The following is a 22,388-nucleotide window of genomic DNA, read 5'->3' on the forward strand; positions in this document are numbered from 1 at the left end:
CCCTCCGCGTTGTCTGGGGTTTATTCAGTTCGCCATCGTGACGGTCGGGGGCTGCCAGGTGCCGTCGAGGATGGCCTGCTCGGCCCAATAGGCGCGGATGTAGAGCGAGAACGTCCCTTCGGGCGCGGGCAGCCAGTTGCTTTCCTTGTCCGCGCCCGGCGACTTGGCGCTGGCGTAAAGCGTCAGCGAGCCGTCCGCGTTATATTTGATGGTCTTGTTCTTCGTGCCCAATGAATAGCGCTTTAGTGGATTTGGGTTGAAGAAGTGGACATCGTTATACAAGGTCAACGACCAGAACCCCTTAACCGGTGGCGTCTGACCCTTGGCAAATGTGATCGTGTAATTGTTCTGTCCGTTGAGTTGTGCACCCTGGTTGTCGTTGTCCGTGTAGATGTACTTGGTTTCCGCAGGCCGGTTGTCGTACATGTTCGACTTGGAGGTGCCCGTGCGATTGAGGTAGTCGGTCCCCCACTCGGCATTGTTCACCGGCGAATTCCAGCCATTGCCGGCAGGGCGGCCGTTATTGGCCCACTTAAAGAACGGTGAGATCAGTTCACCCTCGGCGGCGACAGCAGTTTCCATAAGGGTCTTCTTGATCGCAGGATCCTTGGCGGCGGCGTCCAGCACGCTACCGATCCAGTTGTAGAGGGTTTCCTCGCCTGGCATCGGCGGCACTTGTTTCATCACCTCAGGTAACTCGTCGAAGAAGGTTTCCGGGTTTACCCACTTGGTCTCACCTTTGCCGGTGGATTTCGGTGCGGGGAAATGCGGAAGCTTGCTCCAATCCTTGATCTTCATCTTCCCGTCGAACTCCGACAACGGGTAGTAGACGACCTGGCTGAGCAACGGCTGGACGGCTTTTTGATCCTCCGCGCTGTCATCGATGAAGATGCGCGGAATGACAAAGGCAAGCGACGTGGAGGAGCGCACCACCGCCGTGATGCCGGCTGGCGTTTCGCCCTTCCAGTCTGGGCCGACCATCAGGTAGAAGCCGGGCTTGGTGCCGTATTGCTTGCCGATCTCGGAAAACTCGTCGGTGCGCGCGTCATAGTGCGCGTAGACCCAGAAACGATCGCCAAAATCCGGTACCTGGAAGACGATGGGCTCCTTGTCCAGTGTCATCCAGCCGGCACCATACGCGACATCCTGGTTCGGGCAGGCGATGATCGTCTGGTCCGGGCTGATATACCCGGTCAGCATTGCGTTCCCGTTGAATGCGATCGGAACCACTCCGCCGATCAAGCCTGGTTGGGGAGCCTTGGAAAAGGCGATGGAGCGGTTGACCGAATTGACCAGTGGCCAGCCCCACAAGTAGGCCATGCGCCCGACCGATTGCACGTAGGCCGTGGTCATGGCCGTGCCGCTGGGCGGGCCGGGAACTTGAGCGGCGGTTGTGGGTATGGGGACCTGTTGCGCCCAAGCCTTTCCGGGCAACATCAAGAGGAACCCGGCTCCCAGCAAGGGGAAAAAAGACCGACGGTCAATTTCCCCGAACCGGTGGTGGCGTTGGTTGGTTCCGCGAGGCTTCATCGACATGTTTGATTCCTCTGCTCTGTGAGGAGGACATTTGACGTGCATGGCACCACGTGCCGCGGGACGCTCAACTTACATGAGAAATCGCCGAACCGATATTGCCCGTTTGGGCAAGTGCGGACTGCAAAATGGAAGCTGAGTTCGCCGGCTTCGCAGACCCACGGCGCATGACCGGATCTCTATGATGAACAGCTATTCGATCTTCGGTCAGATCAGGACAATCGTGACGGCGGTGTGTGCACCAGCACGGAGCCTGTATCGCGGGGAACAGAGAGGAACATATGGGCCGGTCGCGAGGCGGGCTCACCAGCAAGATTCACGTTGTCGTCGACGCCGCCGAAAGCGCTGGCATCCAGCGTGTCGGACCACGGTTTAACCGGTTGCGCCACCCGCCAGCGGCGGTCGCCAGCCGGAGGAGCTGCGTACGGAATTCCCTTGAAACTGATTACCTCCTCTGACTGCACACCACGAACTTTACCGGAGTCTATGGCGACGACCGTCGGGTTGCTCTGTGCATGAGCTGGGGCAGTTCCAAGGACGGCAAAGGCAACTAAGAAGCCGCGAATTCTAAACATCGCTTCCTCCCGACACGGCAATGCCCGCACCCCGATTGTAGAAAGGGGTCCGTGTCGGCCCTGTTCAGAGGTCAGTTCCGCCCTTTCGATGTCTTCGCCAGCATCTCGCTCAGCGTTGCCGCCGAGAGCATGGCTTCGGCCAAAAGCTTCTTGAGCTTCTGGTTTTCTTCCTCCAATGCTCTCACCCTTTTGGCAGAGAGACCGCCGCTTCCGAACTGCAGGGATTGCCACCGATAGAAGGTCGGCTCGCTGATACCGTGCCTGTGGCAAACATCTGCCACCGTCACCCCGGCCTGGTGCTCCCTAAGAATGCCCGTAATCTGGTCGTCGTCGAATTTTCTCTTGCCCATCACCGTGTCAGTCCTCGCGAAATGCTCTGTTGAAACTGTCGAGGAGTGGTCTGATGGCATAGAGCGCCACGCTGCTTTGGCCCGTTTCGATCAGTGTCTGCGCGGGCATGCCCGCGACCAGTTCGACATCTCTCATTTTCGCCAGCCGCTCGTCCGTTACACGGATCGTTGCGGCAAAATAGGGCTGGCCGCTCTGCTGATCAATGAGGCGGTCGGCCGATACATATTCAACGCGACCTTTCAGGAGCGGGACGCGCCGCTGATTGTAGGGGAGGAGGTGAACCTGCGCCTCGAGCCCGGCACGGACGAGGTTCATATCTTCCGGTCTGACGTGGACGGACACGATGAGGCGATCGGAGCGCGGCAGGAGATCGACGAGCGGTTCGCCCGCGCCGACCACGCCACCGGCCGTGTGGATGCGCAGGTTCATGATCGTTCCATCTTCGGGAGCACGGATATCGGTCCTCGAAACCTGGTCGTCGATCGCCCGCAAGCGCTCGCGCAGCTGCATGATCCGGCTTTCCGTATCGCGCATGCCTTGGGCAACTTCGCTCAACCGGTCGCTTTCGAGCTTTGCGAGATCGGCCTTTGACTCGCTGATCACCTGATAGGCGCGAGAGATCTGTGCCGCTACTTCACCCTGCCGGCCATCAAGGTCTGCTTTTTCCCGCTGGAGGTTGAGAAGTCTGCTCTTCTTTTCCAGTCCTTTGGCGTTGAGGGCAGTAACCTGATCCATTTCCTGGCTTGAGATCGTGGCCCTGTCGGCCAGTGATGCCTTCTGTGCGCCAAGTCCGACGATTTCCTGCCGCACCTGCGCGATCTTTTCATTGATGATCCCAATTTCCGCCTGCATGACCCGGCGACGGGCTTCGAAGATTTTCTGTTGCCCGGTCATGATAGCGCTGACCGAAGGATATCTCTCCATGGCTGCCCTGAGGTCGTCAGGATAGGCGATATGGTCGCTGCCCGTCTGCTCCGCAAGCAGGCGAGCGCGGCTTCCTTCGGCGTCCCAAAGCTGCCCTTGAATGCTGTCGCGCTCCGAGCGGGACTTCGTGTCGTCGAGCTCTATCACGATCTGCCCGCCCATGACCGCATCGCCGTTCTTGACGAGGATCCGCCGCACGATTCCGCCTTCCAGGTGCTGAATGGTCTTGCGGCTGGTTTCCGGTTCGATGACGCCTGATGCGACCGCAGCGCTTTTCAGCGGCGCGAGAACCGACCAGATCCCCAATCCGACTATGAAGACCAGGATCAGAAGGTTGCCCGTCCAGACAACGCCTCTGAGCCCCGGCATGGGCGAAGGGGGGGCGGGGCCGCGCTGTTTCGGATTGATGACCGGAAAATAGGTTGTCTGTTGCTTGGCTGGCGCCGTCGATCGCTGAGCCAACCGCAGACCCGTCTTTGACAGATCTGAAAATTTCGCCAGCGCTACGTTCAACTGAACAAGGGTCACGGCGGCGTCCCTCCCTATGTTCCTGTTCGAGACGGCGGTTGAAGATAGGTGTCGTAAATCCGGTCGCTGTCGCCGAAGGCAGCCACCGTCCCGTTACGCATGATGGCAATCTTGTTGGTGACCGGCAGGATCCCCATCCGGTGGGTTATGATGACGACGGTCATCCCCCTGGATTTCATGCGCTCGATTGCCGTGAACAGCATGCGTTCGCCGTCATAATCCAGGCTCGAATTCGGATCGTCGAGAACGATGAGAGATGGATTTCCATAGGCTGCGCGCGCCAGTCCCAGCTGTTGGCGCTGAGCTCGAAGGAGCAGGTTTCCCCCTTCACCGATATCGGTCTCATAGCCCCGGGGCAGCCGCATGATCGCTTCGTGCAATCCAACCAGTTTCGCGGCGTCGATCGCCTTGCCGGGATCTCCTCCGTCCAGCCGGCCGATCACATCCTTGATCGCTCCGCCGAAGAGTTCGATGTCCTGCGGCAGGTATCCGACATGGCGGGTCCCCCCGCAAAGGCGGAGCGCCGAGATATCCACGCCGCCGAGAAGAACACATCCGCTCGTGGCCGGCACAACGCCGGCTATGACGCGACCGAGTGTCGATTTTCCCGATCCCGATGGACCGATGAGCGCTACGCAATCGCCTGGCGCGAGGCGCAGGGTGATATCGCTCAATATCGGCCGATCGACGAATGGCCTGACATAGCTGACATTATCGAGAATGAGGCCATTGGGTTCCGGAATCGGCACTATTCGGCCGTCGCCTTCCGAAGCAACTGTTATCAGCATTCTGTTCAGGCGATTGAAGGCATTGCGGGCAAACGTGAAGGAGCGCCATGCACCGATTGCGCCCTCGATCGGTGCAAGCCCGCGCCCGAGCAGCAGGCTCGCAACGAAGATGATGCCGGGACTGCCGCTGTTTACGAGCACCAGCCATGTGGCCGATCCCATCATGAGGATCTGCGCGAGCGTGCGGATCGATTTGGAGAAACCAAGAATGATCTCCGTTCGATGCATCGCGATGTCCTGCGCCTTTCTTGCCATTTCCGCATCGCGATAGACGATCTGCGCTGCGCCATCCTGCATGCCCATCGCCCTGATCACCTCGATGTTCTTGAGGGCGGTCGCAAATCGGATATAGCTGCTCGAAAGGGCAAAATTGGCCTGGGTAAGCGGCTCTTTCGTTGCCACTTCCGTCAGGAACGCAAACAGCAGAAGTGCAACTGCGCTCAGAAGACCGATGGTCCCGAGCAGCGGATGGACAAGAAAGAGCAGGAGCAGGAATACCGGCGCCCAGGGAACGTCAAAAAACAGGGAGCTGGCCGGTGAATCGAGGAACTGGCGCAATGCGGCGAGGTCCCTGTAGCACTCCGTGGCGGCTCCCGTATCGGCAAGAGTGGCATATTCGAATGATGCCGTGAGCACCATCGGCCGCAGCCTGTGGTCCAGCCAGCTGCCGATGCGCGAAAGGGCTGCCCTGCGCACGATATCCAGTATGGACCCGACCAGCACGGCGATGGCGATGATCAAGGTCAGCATCAGAAGCGTGTCGGCGCTTCGGCTCGACAGGACCCTGTCATAAATCTGCAGGAGATAGATGGAAGGCGCCAGAAGAAAGAGATTGTAACCGCAGCTATAAAGGAAGACCAACCCGAAGGCGCCGGCACAAGCTCGGAGCGCAACAACGAGGTGTGTCTGTGGGCGCAATGGTTTTATGGAAATCGTTGCCATTATCAGATCTCACCGCATTTGATACTGACACGAAGAGGTTGCTTGCAGGTTCGGCAATAGTGGAGGGTCGCCAGCCGAAACCGGCGACCCTCAGAGCATTGAGTTCAGGAGCCGAGATGGCTGACGTCGATATGACCGAAGGCGTTTATGAAATGATCGAGAGCATTGTTCACCGTCGTCGTTTCGGGATCGGTGTGAACCACTGCTGACGAGATATCGCCACCCAGAGCGTTGTTCCCGTTGCCGCCGTTGCCGCCGACGCCGGCCAGGATGGTGGCATGCTGGTCAGCCATGAGCTGCGTATATTGTGTCGCGGTCGTAGCCGCATTCACCGTAGCCGTGTCGCCGCCGCTCGTGTTTCCCTGGTCGCCGTTGGAGTGAGCTTGTCCCCCGCGCCGCCGGCGCCGCTGGTGAGCGATGCAAGGAAGCCGTTCTGGGCCTGGCTGAAGCCACCGGCTCCACCGCCGCCGGCGTCCCAGTCTGCCCCCTGCCAAACGTGATCGCCGTTGTGCAGATGGGTCTCTGCCCCGTAAACCGTTTGCACGGGGTCAATATAGGCAACCGGGTTGTAGTCAATGGTGCCATGATTGATGCCATCGCCGCCGTTGCCGGCATTGGCGTCGCCCGCATCCGGGTTGTGGAGATAGATCGTGTCAGACAATTGTGGAATAGGCATTGATATCACTCCTTCTACTTCGTTTCTATCGGGTTTATTCTACGGTGTTTCCCCCTACGGTGTGATTATTCAGGATGCCACCGCCAGCCAATACAACCGCGGCCGAATATTGCCTGCGATTTAATATTTGAACCATCTAGATATTCGGTGACGTTCTTTTGGATGTATACTTGAAAGTGGCGGAGCGTTGTTTTGAGCTTGTTTTTGATGATTTGGCGCCGGATGGCATTGTCATGAACATATCTGCGACCTCACCGAAGCGCCGCCGCTTTTCGAAGCGCGGCCGTCCAGGCGAACCGGCTCTGTTGCGGGGTTCTGATCAGGTTGCGCTTGGCAAAGAAGACCCTGCCCGGGGCTGAAAGACTCTCATGACACGCCGCGAGAACGGCGGGTAAAGGATGCAGGGCCTCCAACCCGAAGGCGGATCTGGTGCTCGCAAACGCGCAGAATGGGCGCTGCGGCCATGACAGCCAAACGGCTAGAGAACTAGCCAAGGGGATGTAGACGAATTGCAGGCTCTGCTTTTCCTGCTTTCAGATGCACAATGCCCGAACAATTCAGGGCCTGAACAATTCAGCCTACATCCGCTGCACGCCCGGTTGCCGTGCGGTTGTCCGCGGAATGGAGACGGTAATGACGGAAACTCGTCCCTTATCGGAAGACCTGCCCAAGTCAGGCTCCGATCAACAGCTCGCCTCCAACGTGGCCGCGGGGCATCTTGCATTGGTGCCGACCTGGCTTCCCTTGGATGTCGCGTCCGGTCCAGGCTATAATTCAGCCGGCAGCGGTGGTGACGGAATAAGCGAAGGCGTGATCAGCAGCAACGCAATGGCGGTCTTCATGCCGTCCAATGCCGCTATTGCAGGATCCCATTCTGCTGCCAACGCCTTCCAGGGCAACGATGCGCTCATCAATCAGCATCCCACCGAAATGGCCGGGATAGGCGGGAATGGCGGAAGCGGCAATGTTGCCATCGGCAGCGGCGAGGGCGCCAATCATGCCGGCAGCGGGGGCGATGGGCTTTTCTACGGTGGACTCGTCAGCACCGCAGTCGGGGTGTTCGCCCCCGTGAATACTGCCGTGGCCGCAGGCCCCGGCGCGGAGGCTCACGCTGAGCAATCGAACAATGCACTGTTCCTGCAGGGCGCAACCCAGATCGGCGGCATGGGCGGCTCGGGCGGAGACCATAATGTCGCGGGCCATGGCCCGTCGATGAGCCCGGGAACTGCGCTCACATTGACCGGCGACTTTTATGCGGGCCACGGCGGCAATGGATATTTCGTCGGCAGCATAGTCGACGTGAGTATTGCCATATTCTCACCGATCAACATCGCCATCGGCGCCGCAGGCGGCTCGGCTGAGGCTCATCAGACAAACAATGTCATTTTCGATCAGGGCGCCGTGCAGATTGCCGGCATCGGCGGTAATGGCGGTGGCTTCAACCTGTCGTCGGACACGATTTTCACCGGCAACCATGCGGGCGGCGGTGGCGGGGACGGATCGTCAACCGGCAGCATCACTGACGTCAATTTCGCCTATTTCCATCCCATCAACATTGCCGTTCCCGCTGGTGGGACGGCGGATGCCCAACAGATCGATCATGTTCTCTATGATCAGCATGCGCTCCAGATGGCCGGCATCGGGGGGCATAGCGGAGAGGGCAACCTCACGGACGCCCATTCGGCTCTCGTCGACGACATTCTGGGCTTCATGCATAGTTAGAGCATTTCCATTTTTCTTCGAATTACGGAAATGCCCTATCTCTTTATTTCCACGCAATTCCGGACGCAAAACCGTGGCAGATATCAGGGACAAGCCCTGACATGACGGCCGAGGGGCTGGCATCCCAGACGGAAAAACCACTTCGCACTTTTCCTGGAAAAGCTCCGGCGGATAGGCTCCCCCACCAGCATTGCAGAGGTCAACTGCATGAGGCTGTTCCTCGTGCCATTTTTCAAGCCATTTGTTGAATCGCTTCTTCCGCACGGCTTCGTCTCCTGGGCCGAGATGGCACGGAAGCCGGCTCACTGAGATACCGAACATCCCACCGTGACCCCTATCCGCATTGTCGTCGATTTCGGCCCCGGAGGCCGTTGCCTCCGGCCGGCGTCTGTCGGTGCCGCCGCAGTCCTGCCTGCGTGAAAACGCCTGATAGCCGGTATCAATGCGTCAATGGCCCCCAGTTATTCAGTAATCATAAAGGGTTACCGGCGATCTCGGGCTTTTGTTGCTTTTCGCGTTGGTCGTTTCGCTGTCGAGGTTTGCGGCTGTTTTGAATTGAGATATGGACACAAAGCCAGGCCGATCGGCAGCTCGTTATATCGAACGGCTCTTTCCTGAATGGATCTGTAGCAGATCGCCTGCCTTTTCAGTGCCTTTGAAAGCTTTGTTGACGCGCTTTCCGTACGTGAATTCGACGAAGACTGGAAAGTCTGCGGCGACAAGTCGAACCAGCAAGCCCTCGTAGATAAGCTTTCCAAAGTGCTCTTCTGGATAAGTTGTCTCTCACCTGAATCTTATAGACTATAAGAATTATCATGAGAGATCAGACTATTGATGCTGGCAATACACTCATTTTTTATCATGACATGAAGCGAGAACAGGAATAATGTGAATAGCTGTTGGGTTGCAAATCTTCTGGGGAGCACGCAAGTGTCCGACAGTGCTAAAACTAAGCGCCGCATGGGGCGCACTGCACCAACTGTGATCATAATCGAGCATTCTACACTGGCACGCACCACCGTGGTGAAGCTTCTTGAGCATGAGCTCGCCGGTTGGAACTTTATCGATTTGATCTCGACCGAGAGTCTCGACCGAGCTCTTGGAGCTGAGGTGCGTTTGATTGCATTGGATTTGGCCGGCAGAAGTATCGAGAGCATTAGCCTGCGTGATGACCTTGCGGCCATTGCTGCACGTTTTCCCGAGGCTCCTATCACGTTGCTCTCAGGTACGGATGACGCCTTCATAGCCCGTCAGGCGCTCACGATGGGCATCCGCGGCTTTTTTACGACTTCACTGCCCATTGATATCGCCCTTGCCGGTCTTCGTCTTGTTCTGGCAGGGGGAACATTTTTCCCGCAGCTCATGGGAGTTGTTACAAACGGCTCGAACGAGCATATCCCGGTCAGAACCGAGGCCGAAAGAAGGCTGGACGACAGGATGCAGTATCTGGCGATTGCCGAATTCACTCCGCGGGAAGCGGATGTGCTGGCAGAGCTGCAAAGCGGCTGCTCAAACAAGGTGATTGCGGGAAAACTCAATTTGTCGGGGCATACGGTGAAGATGCATCTGCAGCACATCATGCGCAAGCTGCAGGCGCAGAACCGTACTGAAGTGGTTGCCCGCCTGGTTCAAAGAGCCGCCGGCGGGCCTGACGCCGCGCCGAGTTAGGCGGTCTCGCCAGGGAAGGACGCTGTCGCAACGTGAGAGGCAGGCGCCACCCATGAGCGTTTTGGGCTCAAAGCAGTCTTGAAGCACGTCGCATTAAACCTGTTGCAAGCGACGCGCTTCAGGAATTGTTTTTTCGGATATCTTCGATGCCGGCCAAAACCGACGCTCATTAGCCAAACCGTTCCACCAGGAAATCTATCATAGTCCGCAACATCGCCGTCGGCCGCCGGTTCGGCGCGTAGACGAGGTACATCGGGACAGGCCGGTAGGACCATTCCGGAAGCACCGGCTCGAGCCGCCCTTCGGCGATGTCAGCGGCCAGCAGCAATTCCGGCTGAAGCGCGATTCCCGCGCCGCTGAGCGCTGCCATGCGCAGCGCCGCACCCTGGTTGGTCGAGAATTTTCCGGAAATCAGTACATCGCGCATTTCATCTCCCGGCCCGATCAGGTGCCAGCGATCCTGCATGCGCCAATAGGAGTGGCCAAGGCAGAGATGGTTCGCGAGATCCTCCGGCGAGGCCGGCCGGCCGTGGCGGGCGAGATAATCAGGCGAGGCTGCGAGAATCCGCCGATAGGGGGTCAGCGGGCGGGCGACCAGGCTGCTGTTCGATAGCGGGCCGATGTGGATGCCAAGCTCGAAACCCTCGCCGACGAGGTCATGGACGTTGTTGTCGAGCGATAGCTCGATGCTGACGTCGGGATAGGCGTTCTGATAGTCGATCAGCGCCGGCACGAGGTTCTGCGTCCCGAAGCTCACCGGCGCAACCAGCCGAAGCCGGCCGCGCGGCGCCGATTGGAGTTCGCTTGCCGAAGCCTCGGCTAGCGCCACTTCGGCCAGAGCGCGCTTGCAGCGCTCGTAGTAGAGCTGGCCAATCTCCGTCAGCTGATGGCGCCGCGTGGTGCGATGGATGAGCTTCGCCCCGAGCCGGGCCTCGATCGTCTTGATTTGCTTGGCAACCATGGCGGGCGACACGCGCGCGATCTCTGCCGCTGCCGCAAAACTGCCGGCTTCGATAACCCTGACGAACGTTGCCATGCCAGCCAGCTTGTCCGTGATTACCTACCTGTAGGTTTCGAATGACGATACCTGCAGCTTATTTATCAACCGCGGCATTTACAACATAGTCGTCATGCCCGAGCCAAGGCGACGGGACATTGCCAACGTGACCAAGGAAAAAACATGCCCATTCTTCACCTGCAGATGCATCCCGGCCGCACCGACGATCAGAAACGCGCCTTCGTGCGCGAAGCCACCAGGGCCGCCGTCGAAACCCTGGCGTGCCCGCCTGAATCGCTGGAAATCCTGATAACGGAGATCGGCAAGGATTCCTGGGCGGTCGGCGGCAAGCTGAAGTCCGAGGCCTAAAGCGTGTCGCGCAAAAGTGTGCAGCGGTTTTGCGATAACGACACGCGAAAACAAGAATTTAAAGTGCGACAAGCGAATCTGAAAGATCGCGACGCGCTTTAGAGACGGCCCGCGGTGCCTCGAGCATCAGCCCGGAAATCGCAATCGATTTTCGGGCAGCCTGATGCGATCGTCAAAGAGGCAGACCGTCTTTTGGGCACCCGCCAGCGCGTGGCCCTGGCGCCCTTCAATCCCCGTTGCCATTTCTCACGAATTGCCACTCGATACCGGTAATCCGCGTCGGCTTGACAATGTGCATGCGCGCCTGCAGCAGCCGGAGGGTTGGCACGAGCTTTTGGGGATCCGCAATCTCTGCAGGGACGGGTCTGCCCATCTCCTTGTAATGCGACTCCATTTCTTCCCGGAAGTCTCTGATATCGAAGGTGTCTACACCTGCGTTGTACCAGTCTACCAGGATGACATCGCATACAATATCAAGGCTGTTTGGGTCGTCGGCATCGAGCAGGGGCGGCATTGGCGGACCTTCTGAAGATGGAGTTCATCCTTAAGCGTCCCCCGAGGCAGTCTTTTCTGACGTCGTTTCGTCAGATAACTGGCGAAGACATTGGGGCTCGCCACCCAGCACCAAGACGAGCCCCAGCCCCGGTGCTTGTCTCATCTGCGCCCTTCACCGTGACAATGCGATTAGACGCCCGCGCATGACGCGCAGCAATTCGACCAGTTGGATTAGCTCGGCTGTTTGCGCCAGGAAATCCCAGCTTCTGCGGGATTTTTTTCGCCTGGAGCTTGCGAATAAACCTGTGGATAAAATTGGAACCGTGCATTGTGATTAGCCTGCCGCGACCACGGGTCTAATCCTCTCCCGGTACCGCCACACTACCCATACGGATCGTAATCCACCGCTGCCTTCACCCCAGTCTCTGCCCGGTGACGTACGTGTTTTACCATCGGTGCAGGACGCGAAGCGCGAATTGATGCGGCCGGCCAGTAAATGCCACCAACGCCGCCTCGGCCCGTTGCAGACATCAGAAGTCGTCGTCTGCCGCATTCTACCCCAAGGCTTCGTCGAGCGCCTTGCGGCCGATCCCGGCGAGCCAGGCGCGGAAAGTGAGGATTTCCGGATTGATCTCGCGCATGAGATCCAGATCCACACGTTCTGCCAGCGGACCATCTTCCAGGCTCCTGGCCATGTGCGCGAGGTCGGCATTGGCTGCGAGAACATCGTCGGGAAAGCGCGCATAGGCGATCGTGCGGCCGGCGATTTCGCTCAGGGCGGCTTCGAGTTCGTAGCCGGTAAGCCTGTCGCTTGCGATTTTCAAGGTGACGCCGCCGAACCGGGCCTTATCGGCGAACATGGCCGCAACGAATTTCCCGATGTCGTCCACAGCGGTCAGCTGGATCGAATGCTCTGGCCTGATGAGCGAGAGCAACTGCCCCTTGTCCAGGCCGAATCCGGGCCGCACCAGCATTTCCATGAAGATCATCGGCCTGACGATCGTGGCCGTGATAGGCGATTTGCGGATATGCGCCTCTATGCGAGGTTTGGCGTCAAAACGCGCCACACCCGTCGGCTTGTCGCCGACGCTGGCGCCCGAGGAATAAACGAGATGCGTGACGCCGCTTTCGACGGCCAGGTCGGCGATCGAAGTCCCTCGGCGTTCTTCCTCCTCTGCCGACAGGTTGGCCGGCAGCACGCTGAAAACGCCATATGCGTCTTTCATCGCCGCTCGGATGGCATCCTCGTCCTCGAACGATCCGGGCACGATTTCGACGCCGGCGTCCTGCAGGGCGATCGAGGCTGGGGCCCCGGTATTCAATACAAGTGCGCGTACAGGCCGCTTCGCTTTCAGCAAGGCTTTGGCGACCGATCCGCCCTGACGACCGGTGGCGCCGAAAACGAGAATTGGATGTTTGTCATTGGTCATTGAGAACCCTCGCGTTGAACAACGACCGTCCATATATACGAGTAGAAAATCGCAGGAAGACGGCACATTTTTCAGCGTCAGGCACAAGGATGATACGCTTGGACAATGGTATCGGGCCCGGTTCCCTTCAGGGACCAGAGGACAAACCACAATTCAGGCCGATCCCGTCAAACGGGATTTGCACACGGCTGGGCGATAAGTGGACTGTGGGGCTGTTGAAGAAGTGCTATGTATCTGATTCAATTGAGCAGTCGTTGATTCTCTGGAGCCTCCACGATGCTCGGCCGTAAGGAACGCGATCAGCTTGAACTGTACATGTGCGGCTCGCTTCGGGATTTGGTCCCTGACGATCACGTATTGGTGAAGGTCGATCGAGTTCTCGACCTCTCCTGGCTACACGAGGAGGTGGCTGAGCTTTATGCGGCGGGCTTCGGCCGACCCGGCATCGACCCGGAAGTAGCAGTCCGGCTGATGCTTGCAGGCTTTCTTCTCGGAATTGTCCATGACCGTCGGCTGATGCGGGAGGCTCAGGTAAACATCGCTATTCGCTGGTTTATCGGCTTCGGTCTGCACGAAGCTCTCCCGGACCATTCGTCGTTGACCCGTATCCGTCAGCGCTGGGGTGCAGAACGTTTCCGAACTATCTTTGAGCGGACGGTAAAGGTCTGCGTAGCGGCCAAAGTCGCCAAGGGTGAGGTCGTTCATGTCGACGCCTCACTCATTCGGGCCGACGTCAGTTGGGAAAGTCTTGCGGTCCGCCATATAGATGCGGTCACCGACGCCAACGAAGCCGCTGAGAGCGAACGAAAAAGCCGCAAAACAGGCAAATACAAGAAAGTCTGCGTCACCGACCCTGACGCGTCCATGGCGACCAACGGGCGTAATCGGAGACTGGAGCCGGCCTACAAGCAACATGCCGTGGTGGATGATGCTTGCGGCGTAATTTTAGATGTGGAGGTCACCACAGGCGAGATTAATGAGGGGCAAGTTATACTCAGTCGTCTCGACGCGGTCGCCGCGATGACCGGCACGATAATCAAAACGGCAACGGCCGACGCCGGCTATGCGTATGCTAAGGTGTTCGCAGGAATGGAGCAACGCGCGATCGAAGCGGTTATTCCGGCAAAGGCAGAGCCAATCCGTAGCCCTGTGCCTATGCGCCGCTTTCGTTATGACGCCAAGCACGACACCCTTAAATGTCCACGTGGCAAGATGCTGAAGGCGGGCCGTGCCGTTAAACATGGGCGCTTCTTTACATCTCGTGCGGCAGACTGTCGGCACTGCGATCTGGCGCGACTTTGCCTTTCCAATGGCCGTGTGAACAAGGCGGTAGTGCTCGGCGATGACTATCCGGCACTCCTGCGAGCTCGTCGCCGAAGAGAACGATGGTCGGACGAGGACCGAGCTTTGTACCAGCGTCACCGCTGGCGCTCAGAGGGATATCACGGCGAAGCGAAGACTTGGCACGGGCTATCAAGAGCGATCCGGCGCGGCCTCATAAATATGAAAATCCAAGCCTATCTGACGGCCGCGGCAGTCAACTTGAAGCGACTGGCAAGTGCTTTTCTGTCAATTTTGCTGTTCGTGTACAGCCAAGAAGCTACCAGCTCAGCCCGACATCCCTCCAGGCAAAGGAAAGTTTTTGGAATCGCCTTGTCGGTGACTTCCGCGTAGCTCCGCCGACGATTGGTTCTTCAACAGCCCCACTGTGCATGTTCTATGGCGGCTGTCTCTGGCAGATGAGCAACGGCTGCGCTTTTCAGCGCTCAGGAAAGAGATCGACGGGATCACCCAGAGAATGCTGACGCTGACACTGCGCAACCTGGAGCGCGATGGCATGGTGATGCGTCATTATTTTCCAGAAGTGCCGCCGCGCGTCGAATATAAACTGACCGATATGGGCGCTGGCGTTCTGCACGCTCTTGAGAGCTTCAACCTGTGGGTCCGGGACAATCTGCCCGTCATCGAAGAGCATCGTCGCTCCTATGACGAAGCCCTGAAGTAATCTCTTGAGTATGTCGCGCAAAATGCGCAACCACTCCGCCGCGCCACCTAGCCATAGACATCATAATCCACCGCCGCCTTCACCCCGGTCCCCGGCCGGTGACGAATCTTCTTGACCACCGGTTGCGCGAATGTCAGCGCCAGCGCATCGCCTTCGTTGGGCGAGGGCAGACCGCGGTCCTTCATGTCTTCCTTGCTTTCCAGCTGAATCTTGCCATCCAGCCGCGCCACGGTCTCCGGCCCGACCAGATCCTGATAGAGAACCTCATTGGCGGGATCGATTGCGCCGCCGGCCTTCAGCCAGCGTTTCATCTGGCCCCAGATATAGGCGCGCATATTGTAATAGCCGGGGTCCAGAACCTTGGTGGAACCGAACCAGACGAGCTGCCAGGAGCGGCCCATGACCGTGCCGGCGCTGACGATGCCGGTGCCATAACCGGCGTCCACGAAGACCGCATCGGCCTCATACTCGTCCTCCAGCCGGGCGATGAGATTGGCGACCTCGATATCATTGTCGTTGCGGGCAATGGTCGCTAGCCGCTTCGAATAAAGGCCCTGGCGCAGCATGATCACCGTCGGATCATCGCCCGTCCAGGCGGGGTCGATGCCCAATATGACAGGCGCGAAAGCATATTGCTCGGAGCGAAGATGGGTGCTGCGCGCCCTGTCTGCATCGTCGGCGGAGATGAACTGCATGGCGGACTGGCTCGGAAACTGGCCGCGCACGCGCACCTTGACGATATCGCTATCCTCGCCGTGATCGTCCACGAGACGTTGAAGGAACTGCTTGTTGGTGCCCGGCACCGAGCGGCTGTCGATCTGCCTTCCCACCCAGCGGTGGCGGAAGCGGCGGAAACATTCGCGAAAACGGCCGCTGTTTCTCGTCGGGTTGCCGAAGACGATCCAGATGATGACGGTGTCCTCATCCGTCAGCGCGCCCTCGGCCACTTCCCAGACCTTGTCATGGATCTTCGAGGCCTCGTCGAAGAGCAGAAGGATGATGCGGCCCTTATTGTGCAGGCCGGCGAAGGCTTCCGTATTGTGCTCGCTCCAGGAGATGAAATCCTGCCGCCAGCTTTCGCTGCGCTCCGGGTCGCGCGACTTGATCGACATGGCCTGCACATCGAACCAGTGGGCGGTGATCGAGAGGCGAAACCATTTGCCGATCTCGGGCGCCGTCTTGGTGCGCTGCTGGCCCTCGGTATTGGCTGTCGTGACCACCTTGCAATCGGCAAAGCAGGACATGGCCCAGTTCGAGAGCATGCCCATTTCCGCCGATTTGCCGATGCCGTGGCCGGAGGCGACTGATATCTGCAGCGGCTGGTAGCGGGTTTCGGGGTCGGCCAGATGGGCGCCGATCACCTCGTTAATTTCGTCCTGCCAGGGGCGCGGGCCATCGTAACCTGCGAGTTCGCCCACACCCCAGTCCCAGGCAAGCCGGCTCCAGCGCTTCGGGCTGAAGCGGCAGGCGGCGGCAAGCTCGATGATCTCGTCATTGGGATCGCGGTTCTCGTTGGGTGCGGGCAGGGGCTTTCGAGGCATCATGGGCCTATTCCGGCTCGCCATCATTGCCCCCTTCATGTCGCCCTTCGCTGCGCCTTTGCGCCCGCTCCAGCCGCTCGGCAAGCGCGCCCAGGCCCTTGTGCTCGACGATCTCCTTGAAGGCATTGATGCGGATATGCTTGCCGATCAGCTCCAGCCGGCGCAGCCGCTCGGCAAATTTCACCTTTTTCACATGGCCGATTTCGCGACGGTCCTTCCCCGTGCCCTCGTAGAGCGCGGAGATTTCGACATCCGTCACCAGCCCCTGCCGCCAGATGGCAGGCCATTCCCGGATCGGCTTGAGATCGCCATTCTCGTCATAGAGATCGCCGAGATCGGCCTCGGCTTCGGCGGCAAGCCGCGTCAAGAGCCAGTCCGCATCGATCCTCGTGCGTTCGGAGCGCTCCGCCTTCGCTCTTGCGATGGCTGCGGCGATATCAGGCTTCTTCAGCAGCTGATAGGCAGTCACCGCCGCTGCGCGCGCCGAATAACCCGCCCTTATCGCCGCCTGCGCGCCGATGGGATCGACGAGATATTCCTCCACAAAGCGCTGCTGCCGCGCCGTCAATTCGCTCATGCCATCACACCTCGGTTTGCCGGGGAGATAACCTGATAATGGTTGGTGCAATGAACGGAAAGGCAACGGAGAATTGTGAACGACAGGCGGGAACCTTTCCGGAGCCTATGCGTTTGGTGCCTCAGCCGCTTTTCGTGCCACGCCATTCCGGAGGAAAATGGATCGATCTGCCTACCTCAAAGCAAGAAATTCCCCGTGGAATACGCTCGTCACACATATCCAAATCTTAACGACCTGATCTTTTGAACGAAAAGCTATTCGTTACGCGAAGCATTGAATTGATTAGGGATTTATTAGAATAGAGGAGCTTGCTGATGCTTGAAAAACTTAAGAATGCTATCGGTGCATCTGAAAAGGCGCGCCGAGACAGGGAAATCAGCAGAATTGGCTATAGCGAAGAGCCTTCGAGGCTCGTCGTCGAGTTTTCCGACGGCAGCTTGCACACGCATGTCGATGTCATCGAAGGGCACATTGTCGGCCTGCGCATTGCCGAGGACAAGCTGGATTTCTACGAATCCCAGATCGAGCCGTCGAACCGCCCGCTGGAAGCCGAAGGTGCAGGGCGCAGATGAGCCGAACCCATCACGGGCAAGGGGGCGAGCACGGGGGGCGGCATGACTACGCGGAAGGTGCTGCTGCCGCGCCCGGCCAACGCGGGGCTCAGTCTCAAGTGATCTCCGGAGATGCCGGCACCCGCCCGAGGGTGGCGACGCTTGAACTCGCATCGCATCTGATCAGGGAGATCACCTATGATCCTGCGACAAAGGTCCTCGAAGTCGAGCACCGCCTGAAAGGCCGCCGCCGATATTTCGACGTGCCTCCCGCCGTTGTCCTAAACCTGATCACCGCGCCATCGCCCGGCTGGTATTACACGCAGCACATCCGCGATGCCTTTCCCCGCGACGACGACGGAGCCCATCGGCACTTTTCCTTCCCCCGGCTTTTCTCCCGCGGGCATCATCACTGAGACAGGCAGACCGTCGAAGCCGCGGCCCGATGAGGGTCCGATGCTGTCGGCATGGCTGCAAAGCGGGCTAAGTCATTGATCCTGAATAAGTGATCCAGGAAAGCGAAAAAACTTTTGTATTTTTTTCCGTCGTCAGGTGCTCTCTCTTAATTTGAATCTCTTTACGCGTATTTTTGGAGGAAAGTGGATCACTTATTCAGGATCAATGACTTAGCGGTATTTTTGGCCGTTTTCGCCGCATTTTTCAAAATTCTTTTTCAGGATCAATGGGTTAGTGGTGGGAGGAAGAAGAATGCGAGCTGGTCGCGGCGCTTTCTGGGGTTCTGCGTGACGCCGAACCCGCCCTCCAGTCATGTCCGAAATGCGTGATATCTATAGTTACGAATGTGCTAATTCAATGATAGATAGCATTCTGCCAAAGTGAAAAGGCAGCCTAACAAGGCCGTAAATCTTTATTTCACAGCGTCTTTCTTTGCGCTCGACTGTCGCTTACGGCAGGCGCTCTTTCCTCGTTATTTCAAATATGCTACTATAAAGTGAGTTAGGGAGGGTAACATGCGTATCTTCGTACTACTCATCGCTATCGGCCTCTGCATATCGACCGTCGCTGTCGTTCCGCCTGCTGCAGTGGCGGGCCCGTGCGATCCGAATGTCGGCAACTGCTAGCCAGAAAAATCCGGATACACCGGCACTGACTGCTCCCGCTTGAGAACCTGCGAACGCCACGATTTCTGGAGAGGCGGATGGATAATCCTTGGCCGGCGGATATCCCGTGGTCGCTCTGGAACTACCAGGGCCTGACCCTTAGCGACATGCCGCAACTGCCCATGATGGGCGTCCGGTTCGAGCCCTCTTTCCTTTACGCTTTCGCTTTCGGCTGCTTTTTCGTGGCCTTCTTTTCATGGCCGCGGTTCAAGGCGAAGGGGCGGAATATCAATGCCACCTCGGAAGCGCTGCGCGATTTCGACCCGACGGATCTCGGCGGCCAGAATTCGCTGCACAGGGCCTATTTCATCTATGCCGGCGCGATGCTCATCCTCTATGTGTCGCTGACCTTTTTCGGCAAGCTGATCTTCCAGGCAACGCAGATGATCCCCGTTGCCGGCATTTCCGTCGATATTGCCGAATTGAAATTCGACAGTCCGCAATGGCCGCTGACCCTTGCCTTCGCCTTCGCAGGGCTTGCGGATCTCTTGCCACCGGTGCGGATCGCCGAGGAGTGGCTGCGCAATCGCGCCTACCGGGCAGCCGGCATCCCCGTGCGCATCGAACAGACCACCCGCAGCCTCATCGCCACACTGGAGGAGCCGCCGGCGCGCAACGGCGAGCGCCGGGAGCATTTGCGCAACAGGGGCAGGGGCTCGCTTGCCGAAATGCTGGAGCGCTTTCGCAGGAACTGGTGGGACCAGATCGATGGCAATCCACCCGTCAAACGGCTGCTCGGAAAGCGGACGTCGCGAACCCGCGAGCTGCTCTCGCTGCTGTCGGAACTGGAGCTCTTGATCGTCTGGGCAAAGACCACGCGCGGCAGCTGGCCGGGCGCCGAGGTTTCAGCCCGCGTGCGGGAGACTGAAACCAAATTCGTCGATAAGGCCGATGCCCTGCTGAACAGCTTTCAGCGCCGGCTACAGGAAACCGGCGATTCCAAGGCCACCGATCCGGCCAATGCCGCCAATCCCGATCTGCATGCAAGCGAAACCCGGTTCGACGATCATATCTCTGAGGTCATGAAGGACGCGACTGACGTCCGTTTCGAACTGGTGACGCTGCTTGCGATCTTCCTCGAGCGCGATCCGGATTTTCGCGGGCCGGCCAGGGCGCCGAAGCCCGGCCAGGCGCACCCGATCGATGCGCTTGCCGATCTGCTGCTGGAAACCGACCGGCCGGATGCCGTCGGCAGTGGGCCGGAGGCGGGCCTGCTGCTCTCGCTCATCCCGGTCTTCATCCTGTTTGCGGCCAGCGCCTGGCAGGGCGCGCAGGAGCTTGTCAGCCAATATGTGGAGACGACGAACCTCGCCGGCGTGTTGCTGACGGCACTGCTTGAAACCTTGAAGATCGCCTCGTTGACCTGGCTGCCGCTTCTGGCGGCCTTTTCGCTGCGTCAATACCGGTGGGATACGAAGGATTGGGTCGGCGCACAGCAGGATTGGGAATATAGAAGCTCCTCGCGCCTGTCGCAGATGATGGGCTGTCTTGCGCTTGCGCTCGCCGCCTCCGTCATCGGGTTGATCGGCGTTGCGATGCTGCGGGCCTTTTCCATCGCTCCGAATGCCAATTATTTCAACGCGCTGCTCTTCGGCGGATCAGCCCCCTTCATGCTCTATTATCCGACCCTTGCCGTCACCCTTCTCCCCATGGTGCCGATATGCCTGGCGGCGGCCGATGCGCGGGCGCATGGAAGGCCGGTCCTTGGTCATGCGGTGCTCTGCGCCGCTTCGGTGCTGGTGCTTTCCATCGCCCATAGCTGGTTCTGGGATCCCGGCTGGCCGGGCGACTGTTTCAGGGCGGAGACAATTGCGACCGCAGCATGCAGCCGGCGGTCGGATACGCTGAGCCGGCTTATCCTGACGGTCCTGGCATTCCTTGCAAGCTGGAACCTCGGCCAGCCCGGCTTCAGCCGAACGCGGCGACGGATCAACCGAAAGCAGGCAGAGCTTGCCTGCGCTGTCATCATGGCCGCCACCTTCGTGCTCAGCACGCCCGTTTTCGCTCGCGACGTGCGCGTCGGCTTCCGCGACAATATCGAGCCGTTTTCCTATCTGGTCGATGATGGGCACGGAAAGGCGCATCATATCGGCTATCTGGCGGACCTCTGCCACGAGATATTCTCGGTCGGCGGATTTACGATCGAGGAAGTGTCGGTCACGACGGCCGAACGCTTCAAGCTGGTGAACGGGGAGCCGGTCGGCGACAAGAAGCCCGTCGAGGTTCTTTGCGATACCGTGACCATGCGCTTTGCCGGGGCGTCACTCAGCGCCAACGGCGATTCAGGCGACGATGCCGATGGCCGGTTCAAACGCGACCGGAAAAGCATCTACTCGCCGATCGTCTTTGCCTCCGGCGTCTCCTATCTCGTCCGGTACTCGCGAGATGCGACTGCGTATTCCGGCGATGTCGCGATCGGTTATGTTTCGGCAACGACGGCCGCAGATGTTGCCTTCAAGAGCTGCCAGGTCGACTTCTTCAGGGCGCTGGCGCCGACCCAGAGAAAGGCGATGTACGAGCGGTGCCGTTTCCTCGATGCGGCGGCGGCGGCCAGGAGCAGGATCGAGATGCTGCTGCCAGACAATCCCGGCCCGCGTGCTTCTGCCCCAGCATCGCCTGAAAAGGCGATGCCAAGTGATATCAGCGTATCGCCCGAAAACGCGCCACCAATTGATATCAGGCCATCGCTCGAAAAGGCGCTGCAAAGCGCGCAGACTCTCGCGGACCTTCCGATTCAGCCTGATACGACATCCTTTCGGCCGCTGCCGTCCCAGGAGATGGCGCGCAATCTCATCAGCACGCTGAAGGAATTTTGTCCGCCGGACCCGAAGAAGGCGGACGACCAGGCCGAGCAGCCGATTGTCCTGTGCGACAAGGCGCTGAAGGCTGATCCGGTCAAGCTGATAGCCGCCGTCACCGATCCGCTTTGCCCGTCAGCCAATCCTCCCGAGAAGAAGCCACTCAGCGAGGCTGACAAGAAAAAGAGATCCTGGCGTGAATATCATTTCTGCCCGATGAAGGACTACGGGGATCTCATCCGGTGGTTCTGCAGCCCGAATCCCGGCCTGAGGCCGATCTTCATGGGCGATCGGGAGCTGATCCTCGGCAAGCTCGACAGCTGGAACGCCCGCAATGCTCCCTGCGCGGTGGAACAGCTGATTGGCGCCGAATACCTGACCTACGAACCCTACGCGCTTCTCGTCAGTCGAGACGATCCCGAGCTGGTGAAGTTCGTGCAGACGCGCGTCTACCAGATCTTTTCCCACCGCTCGACGGCAACGGCGCGCTTCGCCTCCTATTTCCCCAAGCGCAGCATGTCTCCGGCGCTCGCCTATCTCTACCTTCTGAACGCGGTCGATCCGGAGGAGGGCTATCTCGTTCCCTGCAATACGCAGGACAAGGCGAAGAGCGACGGACCGGGCCCAGCTTCAGCGGTGTCCGGCCAGGCTGACGACGTCAGGTCCTGCGCAGATGACGAGGCCGAAGAGAAGCCCGGTCCTGTCGCCGTGGGAGCCTGGCTGGCGGCTGCCGGTGACCGGGCACGGGCGATGCTGTCTTCGGTGCTGCGCGACACGGGGATCGTGGAGTGACCCGG

The 22,388-nt window shown here is 59.1% G+C and carries 17 protein-coding genes and 3 pseudogenes; 9 read left to right on the forward strand and 11 right to left on the reverse strand.

Going from position 1 to position 22,388, the window contains the following annotated elements; translation table 11 throughout:
• Positions 1–24 precede the first annotated feature (24 nt).
• Positions 25–1,536 carry a DUF1254 domain-containing protein gene (locus ACR9ZQ_RS12505; protein ID WP_481427941.1) on the reverse strand — a complete coding sequence of 504 codons (1,512 nt, stop codon included), beginning with the start codon at positions 1,534–1,536 and terminating at the stop codon, positions 25–27.
• Between the two features lie 236 nt (positions 1,537–1,772).
• On the opposite strand from ACR9ZQ_RS12505, the pseudogene ACR9ZQ_RS12510 reads away from it, so the two are divergent.
• Positions 1,773–1,868, forward strand: a pseudogene (locus ACR9ZQ_RS12510) (IS5/IS1182 family transposase); the annotation flags it as partial.
• A gap of 60 nt (positions 1,869–1,928) precedes the next feature.
• Here ACR9ZQ_RS12510 and ACR9ZQ_RS12515 read toward each other — a convergent pair.
• The 5 genes and pseudogenes from ACR9ZQ_RS12515 to ACR9ZQ_RS12535 all read right to left on the reverse strand — a co-directional run.
• A pseudogene (locus ACR9ZQ_RS12515) lies at positions 1,929–2,108 on the reverse strand (carboxylesterase family protein); the annotation flags it as partial.
• A gap of 71 nt (positions 2,109–2,179) precedes the next feature.
• Positions 2,180–2,458: a transposase gene (locus tag ACR9ZQ_RS12520; protein WP_405049751.1), complete on the reverse strand. Its 279-nt coding sequence runs from the start codon at positions 2,456–2,458 to the stop codon at positions 2,180–2,182.
• Positions 2,459–2,465: 7 nt separating this feature from the next.
• Positions 2,466–3,911, reverse strand: a complete 1,446-nt coding sequence (locus tag ACR9ZQ_RS12525; RefSeq protein WP_481427942.1) for an HlyD family type I secretion periplasmic adaptor subunit — start codon at positions 3,909–3,911, stop codon at positions 2,466–2,468.
• Between the two features lie 14 nt (positions 3,912–3,925).
• Positions 3,926–5,641 (reverse strand): type I secretion system permease/ATPase, encoded by a 1,716-nt coding sequence (locus ACR9ZQ_RS12530; RefSeq protein WP_481427943.1) that lies wholly within the window; start codon positions 5,639–5,641, stop codon positions 3,926–3,928.
• A 104-nt stretch (positions 5,642–5,745) separates the two neighbouring features.
• Positions 5,746–6,317 (reverse strand): annotated as a pseudogene (locus tag ACR9ZQ_RS12535) (PE-PGRS family protein).
• A 633-nt stretch (positions 6,318–6,950) separates the two neighbouring features.
• On the opposite strand from ACR9ZQ_RS12535, the gene ACR9ZQ_RS12540 reads away from it, so the two are divergent.
• Both ACR9ZQ_RS12540 and ACR9ZQ_RS12545 read left to right on the forward strand, forming a co-directional pair.
• Positions 6,951–8,039: a hypothetical protein gene (locus ACR9ZQ_RS12540; protein ID WP_310386292.1), complete on the forward strand. Its 1,089-nt coding sequence runs from the start codon at positions 6,951–6,953 to the stop codon at positions 8,037–8,039.
• Between the two features lie 960 nt (positions 8,040–8,999).
• The gene (locus tag ACR9ZQ_RS12545) at positions 9,000–9,707 is read left to right on the forward strand and encodes a response regulator transcription factor (RefSeq protein WP_481429305.1); all 708 of its coding nucleotides are present in this window, start codon (positions 9,000–9,002) and stop codon (positions 9,705–9,707) included.
• Between the two features lie 169 nt (positions 9,708–9,876).
• On the opposite strand, the gene ACR9ZQ_RS12550 is transcribed toward ACR9ZQ_RS12545, so the two are convergent.
• Positions 9,877–10,743: a LysR family transcriptional regulator gene (locus ACR9ZQ_RS12550; protein ID WP_481427944.1), complete on the reverse strand. Its 867-nt coding sequence runs from the start codon at positions 10,741–10,743 to the stop codon at positions 9,877–9,879.
• Positions 10,744–10,803: 60 nt separating this feature from the next.
• On the opposite strand from ACR9ZQ_RS12550, the gene ACR9ZQ_RS12555 reads away from it, so the two are divergent.
• A complete protein-coding gene (locus ACR9ZQ_RS12555; RefSeq protein WP_442205894.1) occupies positions 10,804–11,073 on the forward strand; it encodes a 4-oxalocrotonate tautomerase in 270 nt (89 codons plus the stop codon).
• Between the two features lie 226 nt (positions 11,074–11,299).
• Here the strand turns inward: ACR9ZQ_RS12555 and ACR9ZQ_RS12560 are convergent, their stop codons facing one another.
• Entirely contained in the window at positions 11,300–11,587 is a 288-nt protein-coding gene (locus tag ACR9ZQ_RS12560) for a hypothetical protein (protein ID WP_113324981.1), read from the reverse strand.
• Between the two features lie 535 nt (positions 11,588–12,122).
• On the reverse strand, positions 12,123–12,998 hold the full coding sequence (locus ACR9ZQ_RS12565; protein WP_481427945.1) for an NmrA/HSCARG family protein: 876 nt from the start codon (positions 12,996–12,998) through the stop codon (positions 12,123–12,125).
• A gap of 276 nt (positions 12,999–13,274) precedes the next feature.
• Between ACR9ZQ_RS12565 and ACR9ZQ_RS12570 the strand changes: the two genes are divergently transcribed.
• The gene (locus ACR9ZQ_RS12570; protein WP_481427946.1) at positions 13,275–14,672 is read left to right on the forward strand and encodes a transposase; all 1,398 of its coding nucleotides are present in this window, start codon (positions 13,275–13,277) and stop codon (positions 14,670–14,672) included.
• A gap of 34 nt (positions 14,673–14,706) precedes the next feature.
• A complete protein-coding gene (locus ACR9ZQ_RS12575; protein ID WP_481427947.1) occupies positions 14,707–15,003 on the forward strand; it encodes a winged helix-turn-helix transcriptional regulator in 297 nt (98 codons plus the stop codon).
• 47 nt (positions 15,004–15,050) lie between these two features.
• On the opposite strand, the gene ACR9ZQ_RS12580 is transcribed toward ACR9ZQ_RS12575, so the two are convergent.
• Both ACR9ZQ_RS12580 and ACR9ZQ_RS12585 read right to left on the reverse strand, forming a co-directional pair.
• Positions 15,051–16,547, reverse strand: a complete 1,497-nt coding sequence (locus ACR9ZQ_RS12580) for a terminase (protein WP_481427948.1) — start codon at positions 16,545–16,547, stop codon at positions 15,051–15,053.
• 4 nt (positions 16,548–16,551) lie between these two features.
• Positions 16,552–17,121: a terminase small subunit gene (locus ACR9ZQ_RS12585; protein WP_481427949.1), complete on the reverse strand. Its 570-nt coding sequence runs from the start codon at positions 17,119–17,121 to the stop codon at positions 16,552–16,554.
• Between the two features lie 314 nt (positions 17,122–17,435).
• Here ACR9ZQ_RS12585 and ACR9ZQ_RS12590 point away from each other — a divergent pair, with 314 nt between their 5' ends.
• The 3 genes from ACR9ZQ_RS12590 to ACR9ZQ_RS12600 all read left to right on the forward strand — a co-directional run bounded on the left by ACR9ZQ_RS12590 (position 17,436) and on the right by ACR9ZQ_RS12600 (position 22,383).
• Positions 17,436–17,693, forward strand: a complete 258-nt coding sequence (locus tag ACR9ZQ_RS12590; RefSeq protein ID WP_113324987.1) for a KTSC domain-containing protein — start codon at positions 17,436–17,438, stop codon at positions 17,691–17,693.
• Positions 17,690–18,088 carry a KTSC domain-containing protein gene (locus tag ACR9ZQ_RS12595; RefSeq protein ID WP_310386279.1) on the forward strand — a complete coding sequence of 133 codons (399 nt, stop codon included), beginning with the start codon at positions 17,690–17,692 and terminating at the stop codon, positions 18,086–18,088. Before ACR9ZQ_RS12590 ends, ACR9ZQ_RS12595 begins: the two co-directional genes overlap by 4 nt.
• A 743-nt stretch (positions 18,089–18,831) precedes the next feature.
• Entirely contained in the window at positions 18,832–22,383 is a 3,552-nt protein-coding gene (locus ACR9ZQ_RS12600) for a hypothetical protein (RefSeq protein WP_481427950.1), read from the forward strand.
• Positions 22,384–22,388: the final 5 nt, after the last annotated feature.

Source organism: Rhizobium sp. KNZ14-9A (assembly GCF_056755015.1).